We start from the raw sequence: 16,468 nt of genomic DNA, 5'->3' as shown, positions 1-16,468 counted from the left end.
GGCTCCTTTCTTGTTTACAGCTTCAGCCGCGCGATTGCAGCGATCTCCTCTCGAGATTTTCGCCACGCGCGCTCCGAAGCGTGGCACCTACGCCTTTCCACGCATGCGCCGGACCACCCCGAAAATGGTCTAGGGCGTCTGCGCAGCGGAGGCGTGTCGCCCTCTACTCCGAGATCGTCAGCAGCTGGTGGCCGCTCGACACGGTCGTGCCGACCTCGGCCTTGACGTTGCCGACGACGCCGTCTTTGTGGGCCGTGATGGGCTGCTCCATCTTCATGGCCTCGAGCACGAGCAGCAGGTCGCCCTTGACGACGCGTTCACCCTCGGACACCTGCAGCTTCACGATGGTGGCCTGCATGGGGGAGGAGACGCTGTCGCCCGTGGCGGTGACGACGGAGCCGGAGCCGCCGCCGCGTCGACCGGGAGGCGTGGCCGAACGACCCGCGCCAGACGCGCCGGCCGAGCCGACCTGGCCGAGGCCCTCGGGCAGGCTCACGGCGATGCGCTTGCCGCCGACCTCGACGACCACGGTGTCGCGGCCGCCCTGCGGCGAGGAGGGCTCGAGTTCGCCGTTCCAGGGCTCGATGTCGTTCTCGAACTCGTTCTCGATCCACAGCGTGTAGACACCGAACGTGCCGTCGGCGGCCGTGAAGGCGGGCTCGCGCACGATCTTGCGGTGGAAGGGCAACACGGTGGGTAGGCCGGCGACCTCGAACTCGTCGAGGGCGCGGCGGGCGCGCTCGAGTGCCTGCTCGCGCGTGGCGCCCGTGACGATGACCTTGCCGAGCAGCGAGTCGAACGCGCCCGAGATCTCGTCGCCGGCCGTGACGCCCGAGTCGACGCGCACGCCGGGGCCGCCGAGCGAGGAGAACACGTGGATGGGGCCGGGCTGCGGCAGGAACCCGCGGCCCGGGTCTTCGCCGTTGATGCGGAACTCGAACGAGTGCCCGACGGGGGCCGGGTCGCCGTAGTCGAGCGTGCCGCCCGCGGCGATGCGGAACTGTTCGCGCACGAGGTCGATGCCCGTGACCTCTTCGGAGACGGGGTGTTCGACCTGCAGGCGCGTGTTGACCTCGAGGAACGACACCGTTCCGTCGACGCCGATCAAGAATTCGCACGTGCCGGCGCCCACGTAGCCGACCTCTTTCAGGATGGCCTTGGAGGCGCGGTAGAGCTCGGTGTTTTGCGCCTCGGTGAGGAACGGCGCGGGGGCCTCTTCGACGAGCTTCTGGTGGCGGCGCTGCAGCGAGCAGTCGCGCGTCGACACGACGACGACGTTGCCCTCGGCGTCGGCCAGGCATTGGGTCTCGACGTGGCGCGGCTTGTCGAGGTACTTCTCGACGAAGCATTCGCCGCGGCCGAAGGCGGCGACGGCCTCGCGTGTGGCCGATTCGAAGAGCTCGGGGATGGAGTCGCGGTCGCGGGCCACCTTGAGGCCGCGACCGCCGCCGCCGAACGCGGCCTTGATGGCCACGGGCAGGCCGTGGGTGTCGACGAAGTCGAGCACCTCCTGCGCGCCCGAGACCGGGTTGATGGTGCCGGGGGCGAGCGGCGCGCCCACCTTCTCGGCCACGTGGCGGGCCGAGACCTTGTCGCCCAGACGTTCGATGGCCTCGGGCGAGGGCCCGATCCAGACGAGCCCGGCGTCGATGACGGCGCGCGCGAAGTCGGCGTTCTCGGCGAGGAAGCCGTAGCCCGGGTGCACGGCGTCGGCGCCGGACCGTCGGGCCACCGAAAGAAGCTTCTCAATGGAGAGGTAGGTGGTGGCGCTCGTGGCACCGTCGAGCGCGTAGGCCTCGTCGGCGAGTTTCGCGTGCAGGGCGTCGCGATCCTGATCGGCGTAGACGGCGACACTGCCGAGGTTGCTGTCGCGCGCGGCGCGGATCACCCGAACGGCGATCTCGCCCCGGTTGGCAATGAGGACTTTGGAGATAGATGGCACAGTCCCTTAGCCTATTGCCCTTTTCGCGAGGTCCTTTGGTCATTCCTCACAAAAATGCCGGTCGAACCAGGGCGCACATCGACAAGCCTCAGCGGTTGCGCAGCGACGACCAGGAGCCGCCCAGGGCGTTCACGGTGCGACGGAGCGCGGGCAGCGACATCCCCACCACGGTCGACGGATCGCCCTCGATGCGCTGGATGAACGGGGCCCCGAGGCTGTCGATCGTGAAGGCGCCCGCGACCTCGAGCGGTTCGCCCGTCGCGATGTAGTCGTCGATCTCGTCGTCAGTGATGTCGTCGGCGAAGGTCACGGTGGCCGAGGTCGTGCCGCCCGTCGCGCCGTTCAGGCGGCCGCCGCGGTGGTCGATGACCCAGAGGCCCGAGTGCAGGGTGCCCGTCGCGCCGCGCTGCATCTGCCAGCGTTCGCGCGCCCGCTCGGGGGTGTGTGGTTTGCCGTAGGCCACGCCCTCGATCTCGAACGCCGAGTCGCCGCCCACGACGAACCCGTCGAGCACCTCGGATGCCTCGGCCGCCGCCTCGACGACCGCCTCCGCCTTCACGCGCCCCAAGAAAGCGACCATCTCGGCGGGGGACAGGGTGCCGTGCTCGGCCTCGTGACGTTCCACCGCGGCATCCTCGTCGACCTCGGAGGGGATGACGACGGGTTCGACGCCCGCCTGGCGCAGCAGCATGAGCCGGGCGGGGGAGGTGCTTGCCAGGTAGAGGGTCACGGCGATCCTGTCTTTGTGTCGGGCGGTGGGGCGGAGGGGCCGGGTGGGCACGGCAGTGTTGGTGTGCCGCGGCATCCGTGTAATGCTCGACGGATGAGCATTTCAGGTGACACCGCCGACAGCATCGTTCTCGAGATTAGCAATGTGGCCCACGGGGGCGTCTTCGTGGCCCGCCACGAGGGCCGCGTGGTCTTCGTGCCCGACACCATGCCGGGCGAGACGGTGCGCGCGCGCATCACGGATGACTCGAAGAAGAGCTTCTGGCGCGCCGAGACGCTCGAGGTGCTCACGCCCGCGCCCGAGCGGGTGCCGCACATCTGGTCGGCGGCCGCGATCGACCGCGCGCCCGACGAGCGTGCCGGCGGAGCCGAGTTCGGTCACATCGCTTTGCCGCACCAGCGCGAGTTGAAGCGCCGCGTGCTCGTCGACGCCCTGCAGCGTTTCGGCGGCATCGAACGCGACGTCGAGGTCGAGGCGGCCCCGGGCGACGACGAGGCCAACGGTCTCGGCTACCGCAGCCGCGTCAGCCTGCACGTCGACGAAGAAGGCCGCGTGGGCCCGTTCGCCGCGCGCAGCCACCGCGTCGTGCCGGTCGACGACCTGCCGCTCGCCACGAGCGCCGTGCAGCAGGCCGCACCGCTCGGCACCCCGATGCCCGGCCTCGAACGCGTCGATGTCATCGCACCGTCGGTGGGCGCCACGCGCGTCGTCGGCACCGACCCCGACGGCCGCCGCCGCGCCGGTGAGCCGCTCGTCGAGCGCGTCGGCACGCGTGAATTCCAGGTCGCCGAAGAGGGCTTCTGGCAGGTGCACCGCCACGCGGCGGATGTGCTCACGCGCGCCGTGCAAGACATCCTGGTCGACGACGAGTTCGACCCCCAGGCCTTCAACCTCGACCTCTACGGCGGCGTCGGCCTGTTCGCGGCGGCCCTGGGTGACAAGTTCGGTCGCACCACGCGCATCACGACCGTCGAATCCGAGACCACGGCCACCGACTGGGCGGCCGAGAACCTCGCCGAGTGGGTGGGTGCGCAGGCCATCACCGACCGTGTCGACCGCTACCTGCAGCGGCTCGTGCGTTCGGTGGGGGCCTCCGAGCGGCGTCGTCTGCAGGCCGCCACGATCGTGCTCGACCCGCCCCGCTCGGGTGCCGGCAAGAACGTCGTGTCGGCTCTCGTCGACCTGCACCCCGCCCAGATCGTCTACGTGGCGTGCGACCCGGTCGCCCTCGCTCGAGACCTCGGCTCGTTCCGCGATGCGGGCTACGAGCTCGACCGCCTGCGCGCCTTCGACCTGTTCCCGCACACGCACCACCTCGAATCGGTGGCCCTCCTCCGTCCGACGAACCGTTAGGCCCGTCGTGTCGGGCTACGATGAGCACGTGGTACGCGTGGCGATAATCGACGATCATGAATCGGTCCGACTGGGGCTGGCCGCCGTGTGTGCGGCGTCCGGTTACGACGTGGTGCAATCCGTCGCCACCGTCAATGATTTCCTGAGCCGCTCTCAGGCCACGCGCGGTCCCTCGGCTGACGTCGTCATCCTCGACCTGTCGCTCGGCGACGGTTCGCGCATCGCCGACAACGTGCGCCGCGTGCACGACACGGGTTCGGCGGTGCTCATCCATTCGATCGCCGATCGGATGGCCGGGGTGCGTGAGGCTCTCGCGGCTGGCGCGGCAGCCGTCATCCCCAAGTCGTCGCCCACAGGCACGGTCGTCTCGGCCATTCGCACGGTCGCCAACGGACAGGTGCTCAACAACCTCGAGTGGGCCAGCGCCATCGATGCGGATTCCGAGTTCGCGCAGGTGCAGCTGGGCCGGCGCGAGCGCGATGTGTTGCACCTCTATGCATCTGGCCTGCCGATGAAAGACGTCGCCGCCCAGCTCGGCATCGCGCAGTCGACGGCCAAAGAATATCTGTCGCGCATCCGCACCAAGTACGTCGATGTCGGGCGGCCCGCGCCCACTAAAGTAGATCTATTGCGCCGAGCCGTCGAAGACGGCATTCTTCCGGATCTCGGCCCGGGTCAGGGCGACGCGTAGAGACAGACGGGGGGTGCTGGGTGACAACGGGAATTCCCGAGAACATCAACCGCGTCGCGGCTCCGCGACAGCGGCTGTTCAGCACCGAGCGCGTCGAACGTCTCTATGACCGATCCGTCGCCGCCATCTCACTGCTGTTCGGTCTGCAGACCTTCTCGGTCGTCCTGAGCGACGGCAGCCTGATCGACGGTCCGGCCGGAAACGCCACCCTCATCCTGGTCTTCGGCACCCTCACGCTGTTCATCGCGGCGGGTTTCGCCGGTCGTTTCGCGCGACCGATGGCCACGCTGTTCGCGTTCGTCTATCTCGCCGCCGTCATCGCCTGGCCGTTCCTCACGGGCGGTGCCCAAGCGGCATCCGACACCGAACCGTGGCTGTGGTACCTGTGCGGGGCCGTTGCCTGTGCAACCGCCGCGCTCGCCTTCCCCACGGCGCTCGCCATCGCCTACAGCGTCGCCACGCCCGTGATCTACGGCGTCGTGCGCACCATCGGTCCGGGCGGCCAGATCGTCAACGCCGAGATCGGCGTGTTGGATGCGTCCTACGGCGCCATGATCGGGCTCATCATCGTCATGCTGGGCGTCACATTTCGGCACGCGGCCCGCGCGGTCGACGAGGCCCGGGTGACGGCCCTGAACCGCTACGACGAGGCGGTGCACCAGCATGCGCGCGAGGTGCAGCGCATCGAGGTCGACGCGCTCGTGCACGACATGGTGCTCGCAGCGCTGCAGGCCGCCGAGCGCGCGACGACGCCCGCACAGTCCCGGGCCGCCGTGGCTCTCGCCGAGAACGCCATCAAACATCTCGCCACGCACGGTGACACGCTCACGGCAGCCTCCAGGGACGACGGCGATCTCGAACCGACCTACGGCACGGGCGAATTGGTCGCCGCCATCTCGCGCGCGGCCCGGTCGCACAGCGTGCCCTTCGAGGTGCACGACGAGACGAGCGAACACTTCCCGCTGCCGGCGCGCGTCCTCGCCATTCTGTCGAGCGCTACCGAGCAGGCCATGGCCAACAGCGCGCAGCATGCCGGCAGCCGTGTGACTTCCCGCACGGTCACCCTCCGCACGACGGCCGGCCGCGTCGAGATCGTCGTGCGCGATGACGGCGTCGGTTTCGATCCGACGATGGTCGACGAGCGTCGCCTCGGTTTGCGGGTGTCCATCATCGAACGTGTCGTGAAATCGGGCGGCAGCGTCACCATCGACAGCACGGCGGGTTCGGGGGCGACCATCGTCATCCGCTGGGCACCCAATCAGACCATCCAGCCGCCGCGCCCCGCGGCCGCCGATGAGATCGCCGAGCGGGGAGCCGTCTCGTGATCGCGCTCAACCGCTACGCCCTGCTGGCCTTGGCCGCGGCGTTCTCCATCTACAACGTCATCCGGGGTGTCATCACTCTGCCGCAGGCCGAATCGCCGTGGCCGAGCATCGTGGGCATGGCGCTCTACCTCGTCGTCACGGTCATCAGCCTGTGGCCGTCGTCGCCGACCGCCATGCCGCTGTGGCTCGCGAGCCTCAACCTCGGCACGGCCGTCGCCCTCCCGCTGCTCGTGACGTCCCAGCTCGATCCGTCGGTCAACAACGGCTACGCCACGTGGCACGTGGCATCGATCGGCGCCCTGATGACCATCACGGCCGTGCGGCGCCGCGAGGCCTTCGCCTGGATCGGCATCATCTTCCTGACCGCCCAGTCCATCATGTGGGCGGGGGCGGGCGTGGCCCTGCAGATCGGCATCCCCGGCAGCATCCTGTGGGTGGCGCTGGCATCCGTGCTGACGCGGTCGCTCGTGCGGGTCGGGCGCGACGAGCAGAACCTCGCGATCGCCGAACGCGAGGCCGCGCAGTGGCAGGCGGCGCAAGACGCCCACCACGAGGAACGGCGTGTGCGCCTCAAGCAGGCCGAACGGGTCGCCCTGCCGACGCTGCGCAACATCATCCTCGCGGGCGGCTCTCTCAGCCCGCAGGAGCGCGCCGAGGCCAAGGTGCTCGAGGCGGGGCTGCGCGACGAGATCCGCGGTCGCATGCTGTTGAACGATGCCGTGCGGGCGCGCGTGGCCGAGGCCCGCCGCCGCGGAAGCGTCATCTCGCTGCTCGACGAAGGAACCCTCGACGAGATCGCCGAGGAGGACCGCCAGCGCGTGCTCGACCGGGTGGCCGAGGCCGTCGCATCGACGAGGGCCCACCGCATGATCGTGCGCACCGCCCCGGTGGATTCGCCGACGGCGGTCACGGTCGTGGCGCTCAACCCGTCGGGCGACCCGGACGACGACGAGGACGAAGTGCAGCTCTGGCTCGAGATTCCCCGCAAGGCGGCCGTCGAGGCGCACTGACCTCGGTCGTCCCGGCCGTGCGTGGCGTCCCCGCCGTACGTCTCAGCACCGCCGTGTGCGTGGCGTCCCCGCCGTGTGCGTGGCGTCCCCGCGGTGTGCGGCGTCGCTGCGCCCGGAACCCGTGTCTGTCCGTTAACAGTCGGAAGGGCCGGCTCCAGAGGAACCGGCCCTTCACAAACCCCAGGTCGAACGGTAACCCGAATACCAGTCCGACCCGCCCCCAGTCATTCGTACATACCCTTGTTCACACGAGTGACTGGTGGTGAATCTCTTGCGAGAGCCACCTAGCACTACTTATTGTGGCGGTCGGCCGCGAAGCGTACCAGTCGGCATTTCGGAGGACACCCCCGTGTTCGTGGGGTGGGCTCGCGAGCTTCGCCGAGGCGTGTGCGAGGCCGGGGAGGTCAGCCGCTGAAGCCGCGCCAGTGGCCGGGGCCGGGCACGTGGGGCCGACGCAAGCCGCGCTGACTCCGCTGCCACGCGGTCACGCGCACGGGGCGGGGCGCGGCTGCCGCGGCATTCGCGCGGGCCTGCAGCGTGGCGAGGAGCACGGCCGTGACGGCGGCGAGCTCGACATCCGAGGGCGCTCCCGACACCACGCGGAACGCGGGGGATGCCGCAGCCGGCGTGGGCGATCCATCCGCCGAGGTTTCGGCCGGGGCGGCACTCACAGCGGGATGTTCCCGTGCTTCTTGGCCGGCAGGCTCGCCCGTTTGGTGCGCAGGGCACGCAGCGCCTTGATCACGGAGACGCGCGTGGCGGCCGGCTCGATGACGCCATCGAGTTCACCGCGCTCGGCCGCGAGGAACGGGCTGGCCACGTTGTAGGTGTACTCGTTGGCGAGCTTGGTGCGCACGGCCTGCACGTCTTCGCCGGCCTCTTCGGCGCGCTTGATCTCGCCGCGGTAGAGGATGTTGACGGCGCCCTGGCCACCCATGACGGCGATCTCGGCCGTGGGCCACGCCAGGTTGATGTCGGCGCCCAGCTGCTTCGAGCCCATGACGATGTACGCGCCGCCGTAGGCCTTCCGCAGGATCACGGTGACGAGCGGCACGGTGGCCTCGGCGTAGGCGTAGAGCAGCTTGGCGCCGCGGCGGATGACTCCCGTCCACTCCTGGTCGGTGCCGGGCAAGTAGCCGGGCACATCGACGAGCGTGAGGATGGGAATCGAGAAGGCGTCGCAGAAGCGCACGAAGCGCGAGGCCTTCTCACCGGCCTCGATGTTCAGGGTTCCCGCCATGGCCTGCGGCTGGTTGGCGATGACGCCCACCGTGCGTCCCTCGACGCGGGCGAACCCGATGACGATGTTGGGCGCGAACAGCGGCTGCACCTCGAGGAAGTCGCCGTGGTCGACGACATGCTCGATGACGGTCTTCACGTCGTAGGGCTGGTTGGGGGAGTCGGGGATCAGCGTGTTGAGGCGGCGGTCGTCGTCGGTGGTCTCGAGCTCGACGACGGTGTCGAATTCGGGCAGCTCGGCCAGGTTGTTGTCGGGCAGGAAGCTCACGAGCGAACGCGCGTAGTCCAGGGCATCCTGTTCGTCGCTGGCCAGGTAGTGGGCCACACCCGAACGTGTGTTGTGGGTGAGCGCGCCACCCAGCTCTTCCATACCGACGTCCTCGCCCGTGACGGTCTTGATGACGTCGGGGCCCGTGACGAACATCTGGCTGGTCTTGTCGACCATGATGACGAAGTCGGTGAGGGCGGGGGAGTAGACGGCGCCACCGGCGGCCGGGCCCATGATGAGCGAGATCTGGGGGATGACACCCGAGGCGGCCGTGTTGCGGCGGAAGATCTCGCCGTACTTGCCGAGGGCCACGACACCCTCCTGGATGCGGGCTCCACCTGAGTCGAGGATGCCGAGGATGGGGACGCCCGTCTTGAGCGCGAGGTCCATGACCTTGATGATCTTCTCGCCGGCCACCTCGCCGAGCGACCCGCCGAAGACCGTGAAGTCCTGCGAGTAGACGGCCACCTGCCGGCCGTGGATGGTGCCCGTTCCCGTGACGACCGCGTCGCCGTAAGGCCGGGACTTGTCCATGCCGAAGGCGTGCGTGCGGTGGCGCACGAACTCGTCGAGCTCGACGAAGCTGCCCGGGTCGAGCAGCAGATCGATGCGCTCACGGGCCGTCATCTTGCCCTTGGCGTGCTGCTTCTTGATGGCGGCTTCACCCGACGCGGTCACCGCCTCGTGGTAGCGACGCGAGAGGTCGGCCAGCTTGCCGGCCGTCGTCATCATGTCGGGGGTGTCAGGGGCGCCCTGGACCTCGGTCGGTTGAGCAGCGTCTTTGGCGTTCACGTCAAGGTTCTCCGTCACGGGCTTCACTCTACCGTGCACGGAGGGGCCCCAACCGTTGGAGGAACCCCACAAGGTGCGCGCACGAGCCTTGTCGGTATCGCGTTTCCGAGCGCATCGAGCGCATCGAGCGCGTCGCGCGCGTCCGAGAGCGTCCGGATGTCGCGGGCCGCCGTCTCGCGCACGCTTCCGTACTCTTGGGCGCATGCCTCTTACCTCAGCACTGCTTCCTCGGTCGTCCGCTGCGGCCGGCCGGCTCGTCGCGCTGCCGCACGCCCAGTCGACGAACGACGAGCTGACGGAGCGCGTCCACACGGCACCGTCGGAGTGGCCGCATCTCTCGGTCGTGGTCACCGACGACCAGCGCGCGGGCCGGGGACGCCTCGGACGTGTGTGGGTGGCCGAGGCGGGAACGTCCCTGGCCGTTTCGGTACTGCTGCGCCCACAACCCGCCTTCTCGCCCGACGTCTACGGCTGGATCCCGTTGGCCGCGGGGGCCGCTATGACGCTGGCCGTGCAAGAGGCGCTCGCCGAAGCATCCGGTACCGGCGACGATGCGGATGCCGTGGCCGAAGCCGCCGCCCGCCGCGTGCAGCTCAAGTGGCCGAACGACGTGCTCATCGAGGGCCGCAAGGTGGCGGGAGTGCTCTCGGAACTGCTCGCGCTGCCGAACGCCCCGGCGGTCGTCGTCGGCGTGGGCCTCAACCTCTCGATGACGGCCGAGCAGCTGCCCGTGCCCACCGCGACGTCGCTCGCGCTCGCCGGGGTGCGCGACATCGACGTCGACGCGGTGCTCGCACGGTTCCTCACCGAGCTCGACGGGATGCTGCGAGCCCTGCAGCGGGCCAACGGTGACGCGGTCGCGGCCGGCGTGCACGCGCGCGTGGCCGCACTGCTCGGAACGGTGGGCCGCGACATCCGTGCCGACCTGCCGGGGGGTGACGCGCTCGAGGGCCGGGCCACGGGTCTCGCCCCCGACGGCCGCCTGCTCGTGCGCCGACGCGACGCCGGCGTCGGGCACCCCACCGAGGTCGCCGTCGCGGCGGGGGACATCACCCACCTCAGGCTGACCGGTTCGGGAGAGACCCTGGGCTGACCGGCGCGTACACCCGCCGAGGCATGCGCGGTGCGGTACAAAGGACACATGGCCCAGCAGCAGACGAATACGGAGACATCCGCGTTCGACGTGCTCTCGCGCCCCGTGGTTCCCACCGAACGCGTCGTCGCCCGGCTTCGCCCGCACGGCCGCAGGCTGCTCTGGCCGGCGCTCGCGCTCATCCTCGGCTCGGGTGCCGCGGCCTACGCCTTCGGCCTCTTCACCGAGACCTGGCAGATGTGGACCATCGCGGGCCTCCTCGCGGCCTGGGTGCTCCTCGCCGTCCTGCTGCCCTACGCGCTCTGGCTCAACCGCCGCTACATCATCACGACCCGCCGGGTCATCTCGCGCCGCGGTTTCTTCGTGCGCGAGCGCACCGAGATCTTCCACGGTCGGGGTTACTCCACGGCGCTGCGTCGCGGGCCGTTGCAGTCGATGTTCCGCTCGGGCACGCTCGTGCTGACCTCGGGCATCGACAAACCGCTCGTGCTCGCCGACGTGCCGCGCGCCGACCTGGTGTCCGAGGCGCTCAACGAGCTCGTCGAGCGCAGCCAGACCGCGGGCGCCTCGCTGCGTTCGTCGGCCGGTTCGATCGTGCCGCCGCGCCCGCCGCTCCCCGGCAGCTAGCTCGACCTGACCGCCGCACGCGGCGCGGCGCGCGTTCCGCAAATGCGGCAGGATGGTTCCTGGTGGAACGGCCGACCCCAGGCCGTGCGACGTGAGGAGCGATGATGGTGACAGTCGGTGTGATCGGCGGCGGACAGCTGGCACGGATGATGATCCCCCCGGCGGTGAACCTCGGCCTCGACATCCGCATTCTCGCGGAGCAGGAGGGCATGTCGGCGGCCCTCGCGGCGACGGCGGTCGGCGACTACCGCGACCTCGACACGGTTCTGGCGTTCGCCGAGACGGTCGACGTCATCACCTTCGACCACGAGCACGTGCCCGCCCCGATCCTGCGCGAACTGCAGGCCCGCGGCATCCCCGTGCACCCCGGCCCCGACGCCCTGCACTTCGCCCAGGACAAGATCGCCATGCGCGAGAAGCTGTCCGAGATCGGCGTACCCGTTCCCGAGTGGGCGGCCGTGACCGACGCCGAGGAGCTCGCCGCGTTCCTAGCCGACAACGGCGGTGCGGCCGTGCTGAAGACGCCCCGCGGCGGCTACGACGGCAAGGGTGTGCGCGTCGTGCGCTCGGCCGACGAGGCCGCCGACTGGTTCGCCACGCTCGACGAGGATGGCCGCGGCGGCGCCCTCCTGGTCGAAGAACTCGTCGACTTCCGCCGCGAGCTCGCGCAACTCGTGGCCCGCCGCCCGAGCGGACAGATCGTGGCCTGGCCCGTTGTCGAGACCGTGCAGAAGGACGGCGTGTGCAGCGAGGTCTTCGCGCCCGCTCCGCGTTCGGCCGGCCGCGTCGCCGAGATGGCCGAACAGATCGCCCTGACGATCGCCGAGACGCTCGGCGTGACGGGTGTGCTGGCCGTCGAACTCTTCGAGACCACCGACGACCGCATCCTCGTCAACGAGCTCGCCATGCGCCCGCACAACTCCGGGCACTGGACGCAAGACGGCTGCACCACGAGCCAGTTCGAGCAGCACCTGCGCGCCGTGCTCGACCTGCCGCTCGGCGCCACGGGATGCCACGACGACCACACGGTCATGGCCAACATCCTGGGCGGCCCCACCGAGGGCACGCTCGCCGACCGCTATGCCGCCGCACTCGAGGCCCACCCCACCGTCAAGGTGCACAACTACGGCAAGGAGCCGCGCCCGGGCCGCAAGGTCGGCCACGTCAACGTTTCGGGTTCCGATCTCGACGAGGTTGCCTACCAGGCGCGTGCCGCAGCCGCCTTCTTCCAGGACTGAACCTTACGATGGGGGCTATGTCTCCGCTCTCCTCATCTTCTCCCGTCGTCGGCGTCGTCATGGGCAGTGACTCCGACTGGTCCGTCATGCGCGATGCGCGCGACGTGCTCGAGGAGTTCGGCGTGCCCTACGAGGTCGAGGTCGTCTCGGCCCACCGCACGCCCGAGAAGATGATCGACTACGGGCGCCAGGCCCGGGGCCGCGGCATCCGTGTCATCATCGCCGGTGCGGGAGGTGCCGCGCACCTGCCCGGCATGCTCGCGGCCGTGACCGAGCTGCCCGTCATCGGTGTGCCCGTTCCCCTCGCGCGCCTCGACGGCCTCGACTCGCTGCTCTCGATCGTGCAGATGCCGGGCGGCGTGCCCGTCGCCACCGTGTCGATCGGCGGGGCCAAGAACGCCGGGCTGCTCGCCGTGCAGATCCTCGGCACCTCGGATGACGAGCTCGCCGACGCTATGGCCGCCTACCAGGTGGGGCTCGCCGACACCGTCGCCGAGAAGAACGACGCCCTCAAAAAGACCCTATGAGCACCTATACCGCGCTGCCGATCCGGCACCCCAATACGCAGTCGCGCACAGTGATGACGCGGCGTGCCTGGTGGCTCGTCGCGATGAACTTCCTCATCCCGGGTTCGGCCCAGGTGCTGGCGGGCAATCGCCGCCTCGGCCGCATCGGCCTCATCGCGACGCTGACCATGTGGGTGCTCGTCGTCGCGGCCCTGCTGCTCTACCTGGCCACTCCGCAGACGATCTACAACCTCGCGACGAACTCCTACGCCCTGCTCCTGGCCCAGATCGTGCTCGTCGCCTACGCGTTCCTCTGGATCGTCCTCACGATCAACACGCTCTCGCTCGTGAAGCTCATCCGAGCGCGGCCGTCGTCGCGGGCCTGGATCGCGCTCGCCACGGTCGCGCTGCTCGTGGTGTCGGTGGGCGGTGCGGGAGCGGGCGCCTACTACGCGGGCATCACCCGCGGAACGCTGCAGTCGATCTTCGGCGGCGGCGCGGCATCGGTGCCGCCCGTCGACGGGCACTACAACATCCTGCTGTTGGGCGGTGACGCCGGCCCCGACCGCGAGGGTTTGCGCCCCGACAGCATGTCGGTCGTGTCGGTGGATGCCGAGACGGGTGCCGCCACCATGATCGGCCTGCCGCGCGACCTGCACAACATGCCCTTCTCCGACGGCTCGCCCATGAAGAAGCTCTATCCCAACGGGTACGGCTACAACGGCCGATGCGATGTGAGCGCGTGCATGCTGAACTCCGTCTACACCGAGGCCGAGGTGCGGCATCCCGACCTCTACCCCGACGCCATCAAGAACGGGTCGCGTCCCGGCATCGAGGCCACGAAAGAGGCCATCGAGGGAACGCTCGACCTCGAGATCCAGTACTACGTGCTCATCGATATGCAGGGCTTCAGTGACCTCATCGACGCGCTCGGCGGCGTGGACATCACGGTGCCGAAGCGCGTGCCCGTCGGCGGCGACGAGAACCTCGTGGGTGTCGCCGAGTGGATCGAGGTGGGCGACCACCACATGAACGGCTACTACGCGCTCTGGTACGCGCGGTCGCGGCACGGTTCGAGCGACTACGAGCGCATGGAGCGGCAGCGGCAACTGCAGGCGGCCATCCTGAAGCAGTTCACGCCAGCCAACGTCCTGAGCAAATTCCAGGTCATCGCGCAGGCCGGGTCGCAGGTCGTGAAGACCGACATCCCGCAGGACATGCTCGGCTACTTCGTCGAGTTGGCGCTCAAGACCAAAGAGCTGCCGATCACCAACATCGAGCTCACGCCGGCCTCGGGTATCCAGCCCGAAGAGCCCGACTTCGACAAGATCCGCAGCATGGTGGATGCCGCGCTCAACCCCGCATCGCCCGCACCGTCCGGCGGCTAGCCGTCACAAGATACGTGGAAGGGCCCTCACACAGGATGTGAGGGCCCTTCAGTGTTTCGAAGATGCCGTGTGCCGTCCGTGCTGCCCGTGACGCCCGTGACGTCCGCGCCGCCCGGTGGCTCGCGCGCAGGCGCACAATGCTGATGAAGGCTCCGGGGAAGCGGCCGGCATCCGGTGTGCGCAGCGGCGCCTAGAGATCGGCGTGCAGCTGCCAGACGCGTTCGGCCGAGTCGCGCCAGCTGAACGCCCGCGCACGGTCGGAGCCGGCCACGCTGAGGCGCGAGCGCAGGTCGCTGTCGTCGAGCACCTGGGCAATGGCCTCGGCCAAACGCTCGGGGTAGCCCTTCTTGCCGCCGCGTTCGACGACGAGCCCGGCGCCGCCCGCAACCTCGACGAGCGCGGGGTCGTCGGAATGCACGACGGGCGTGCCGAACGACAGCGCTTCGACGAGCGGCAGCCCGAAGCCCTCACGGATGCTGGGGTAGACGAACACGGTCGCGCGATCGAGCACGACGGCCAGGTCGGCGTCGGACAGGAAGCCCAGCGAGCGCACGCGGCCCTCGGGCAGCCCGGCCTCGTCGGCGACGGACGCCAGGGTGAGGTCCCCCCAGCTGTCGGGCCCGATCACGAGCACGGGCAGGTCGGGAGCATCCGTCGCACCCAGGCCGCTGATGAGCGACAGGAGGCCGCGGCGCGGGTCCAACGTGCCAAACGTGAGGATGTATTCATCGGGAAGTTCGAGGTTGCCCGCGCGCCACTCGGCGTCACTCGTGAGCTGCAGACCCGAACCGACGGCGCCCGGGATGACGCGCACGCGGTCGCCGAAGTCGATGATCTCGGCGAGCTGCTCGGCCACGGCGTGCGTCGGCACCACGATGGCGTCGGCGTGCTTCTTGGCGCGCTTGGCCATCGACTTCGTGAACGACACCGACGTGGGCGTAAGCGACTTCGGATGCGTCCACGCCAGGGTGTCGTGGATCGTGACGACCGTCTGCTTGCGGTCGTAGGCCCGGTTGTGCCGCACCAGGGGGGCGAGCAGCGTGGGCGAGTGCACCATGCCGTCGCCGTAGCCCGCCACGAGGCCCAGCTGCCACGCGGCCGACAGCTCGCGTCGGGCCAACGTGGTCTTGTGCAGCTCGGCGAGACCGGGCAGGCGCGTCTCGACATCGGCGATCTTCTCGGGCGGCAGGCTCGACACGATGCCCTCGACCTGGCAGTTGCGCGGGGCCGTGAGGATGAGGGCCTTCGTCATCTCTTCGGTGTAGCGGCCGATGCCGCCGGGAACGGGCGCGACCATCTGGTCGACCACCATGGTCAGTGTCGTGGGCATGAGTGCTCCTGCTCCGGCCGGGGCCTAGGCCTGGGCCGGGGTGGACGTGTCGGCCGGGCGCGCGACCGCGCCGGTCTCGACGGCCTCGTGCAGGGCCTCGCGCCAGTCGCGCAGGGGCGACAGCCCGGCGGCGGACCAGCCGTCGTGGCCGAGCACCGAGTAAGCGGGGCGGGGCGCCGGGCGCACGAAGCTCGCGCTGTCGGTCTTGCCCACACGCTCGGGGTCGAGGCCCACCTCGCTGAAGATGGCGCGCGTAAAGTCGAACCACGAGCCCTGGCCCGCGTTGGTGCCGTGGTAGACGCCCGCGGGGGCGTCGGCGTCGGCGAGGGCCACGATCTGGCGGGCGAGGTCTTTCGTCCAGGTGGGCTGGCCCAGCTGATCGGTGACGACGCTGACGGTGGGGTGGCTCGCCGAGAGACGGATCATGGTGGCGGCGAAGTTGGGGCCGTGCTGGCCGTAGAGCCACGCCGTGCGCACGATGTAGGTGCCGTCGGGGTGCTCGTCGAGCGCGAGCTTCTCGCCCGCGGCCTTGGTGCGGCCATAGGCCGAGATGGGGGCGTGCGGGGTGTTCTCGGCATAGGGCGTCGTCGCCGAACCGTCGAAGACGTAGTCGGTGGACACCTGGATGAGCTTGGCCCCGGCTTCGCGCGCCGCGATCGCCAGGTTCTGGGCCCCGAGTGCGTTCACCGCGTAGGCGGCTTCCTCGTTCGTCTCGGCGTCGTCGACCTTGGTGTAGGCGGCGGCGTTGACCACGACATCGTGGCCGGCGACGGCCTGGCGCACCGCGTCGAGGTCGGTCACGTCGAGGTCGGCGCGCCCGAGGGCGGTCACCTCACGGCCCTGCAGAACGTCGATCAGGTCGGTGCCGAGCATGCCGGATGCTCCGGTGATGAGGTAACGCGTCATGGTGTCCTTCGCCAGCTGAGTCGGCGACGA

15 protein-coding genes are annotated in these 16,468 nt (G+C 69.8%); 9 read left to right on the top strand and 6 right to left on the bottom strand.

What is annotated here, in order from left to right:
* Positions 1 to 163: 163 nt before the first annotated feature.
* Positions 164 to 1,942 carry an ATP-binding protein gene (locus ACUWEX_RS10735; protein WP_445996225.1) on the bottom strand — a complete coding sequence of 593 codons (1,779 nt, stop codon included), beginning with the start codon at positions 1,940 to 1,942 and terminating at the stop codon, positions 164 to 166.
* Between the two features lie 88 nt (positions 1,943 to 2,030).
* Positions 2,031 to 2,678: a Maf family protein gene (locus ACUWEX_RS10730; protein ID WP_445997639.1), complete on the bottom strand. Its 648-nt coding sequence runs from the start codon at positions 2,676 to 2,678 to the stop codon at positions 2,031 to 2,033.
* Between the two features lie 87 nt (positions 2,679 to 2,765).
* Between ACUWEX_RS10730 and ACUWEX_RS10725 the strand changes: the two genes are divergently transcribed.
* From ACUWEX_RS10725 to ACUWEX_RS10710, 4 genes are read left to right on the top strand one after another with little or no spacing between them, the layout of a single operon-like run.
* Positions 2,766 to 4,025, top strand: a complete 1,260-nt coding sequence (locus ACUWEX_RS10725) for a class I SAM-dependent RNA methyltransferase (protein WP_445996224.1) — start codon at positions 2,766 to 2,768, stop codon at positions 4,023 to 4,025.
* Between the two features lie 28 nt (positions 4,026 to 4,053).
* Positions 4,054 to 4,716: a response regulator transcription factor gene (locus ACUWEX_RS10720; protein ID WP_234991166.1), complete on the top strand. Its 663-nt coding sequence runs from the start codon at positions 4,054 to 4,056 to the stop codon at positions 4,714 to 4,716.
* Positions 4,717 to 4,736: 20 nt separating this feature from the next.
* On the top strand, positions 4,737 to 6,041 hold the full coding sequence (locus ACUWEX_RS10715) for a sensor histidine kinase (RefSeq protein ID WP_445996223.1): 1,305 nt from the start codon (positions 4,737 to 4,739) through the stop codon (positions 6,039 to 6,041).
* Entirely contained in the window at positions 6,038 to 7,051 is a 1,014-nt protein-coding gene (locus ACUWEX_RS10710; protein WP_445996222.1) for a hypothetical protein, read from the top strand. Before ACUWEX_RS10715 ends, ACUWEX_RS10710 begins: the two co-directional genes overlap by 4 nt.
* Before the next feature lie 404 nt (positions 7,052 to 7,455).
* Here the strand turns inward: ACUWEX_RS10710 and ACUWEX_RS10705 are convergent, their stop codons facing one another.
* A complete protein-coding gene (locus ACUWEX_RS10705; protein WP_445996221.1) occupies positions 7,456 to 7,722 on the bottom strand; it encodes an acyl-CoA carboxylase subunit epsilon in 267 nt (88 codons plus the stop codon).
* Positions 7,719 to 9,290 carry an acyl-CoA carboxylase subunit beta gene (locus ACUWEX_RS10700; RefSeq protein ID WP_079728477.1) on the bottom strand — a complete coding sequence of 524 codons (1,572 nt, stop codon included), beginning with the start codon at positions 9,288 to 9,290 and terminating at the stop codon, positions 7,719 to 7,721. Before ACUWEX_RS10700 ends, ACUWEX_RS10705 begins: the two co-directional genes overlap by 4 nt.
* A 262-nt stretch (positions 9,291 to 9,552) precedes the next feature.
* Here ACUWEX_RS10700 and ACUWEX_RS10695 point away from each other — a divergent pair, with 262 nt between their 5' ends.
* The 5 genes from ACUWEX_RS10695 to ACUWEX_RS10675 all read left to right on the top strand — a co-directional run bounded on the left by ACUWEX_RS10695 (position 9,553) and on the right by ACUWEX_RS10675 (position 14,202).
* Complete coding sequence (locus ACUWEX_RS10695) at positions 9,553 to 10,443, top strand: biotin--[acetyl-CoA-carboxylase] ligase (protein ID WP_445996220.1); 891 nt, start codon at positions 9,553 to 9,555, stop codon at positions 10,441 to 10,443.
* Between the two features lie 48 nt (positions 10,444 to 10,491).
* Positions 10,492 to 11,070 carry a PH domain-containing protein gene (locus tag ACUWEX_RS10690; RefSeq protein WP_079728255.1) on the top strand — a complete coding sequence of 193 codons (579 nt, stop codon included), beginning with the start codon at positions 10,492 to 10,494 and terminating at the stop codon, positions 11,068 to 11,070.
* Between the two features lie 101 nt (positions 11,071 to 11,171).
* On the top strand, positions 11,172 to 12,308 hold the full coding sequence (locus ACUWEX_RS10685; RefSeq protein ID WP_445996219.1) for a 5-(carboxyamino)imidazole ribonucleotide synthase: 1,137 nt from the start codon (positions 11,172 to 11,174) through the stop codon (positions 12,306 to 12,308).
* Between the two features lie 17 nt (positions 12,309 to 12,325).
* A complete protein-coding gene (gene purE / locus ACUWEX_RS10680; protein WP_445996218.1) occupies positions 12,326 to 12,835 on the top strand; it encodes a 5-(carboxyamino)imidazole ribonucleotide mutase in 510 nt (169 codons plus the stop codon).
* Positions 12,832 to 14,202: an LCP family protein gene (locus ACUWEX_RS10675; protein ID WP_445996217.1), complete on the top strand. Its 1,371-nt coding sequence runs from the start codon at positions 12,832 to 12,834 to the stop codon at positions 14,200 to 14,202. Before purE ends, ACUWEX_RS10675 begins: the two co-directional genes overlap by 4 nt.
* Positions 14,203 to 14,392: 190 nt before the next feature.
* Here the strand turns inward: ACUWEX_RS10675 and ACUWEX_RS10670 are convergent, their stop codons facing one another.
* Together ACUWEX_RS10670 and rfbD are read right to left on the bottom strand one after the other, a co-directional pair.
* Positions 14,393 to 15,532, bottom strand: coding sequence for a glycosyltransferase family 4 protein (locus ACUWEX_RS10670; protein WP_079728259.1), 1,140 nt, complete (start codon positions 15,530 to 15,532; stop codon positions 14,393 to 14,395).
* Positions 15,533 to 15,556: 24 nt separating this feature from the next.
* A complete protein-coding gene (gene rfbD / locus ACUWEX_RS10665; RefSeq protein WP_445996216.1) occupies positions 15,557 to 16,438 on the bottom strand; it encodes a dTDP-4-dehydrorhamnose reductase in 882 nt (293 codons plus the stop codon).
* Positions 16,439 to 16,468 lie beyond the last annotated feature (30 nt).

It is taken from the genome of Okibacterium fritillariae (genome assembly GCF_052783725.1).
Note: the sequence above shows the minus strand (reverse complement) of the source record. Positions and strands in the feature narration are given on the sequence as shown.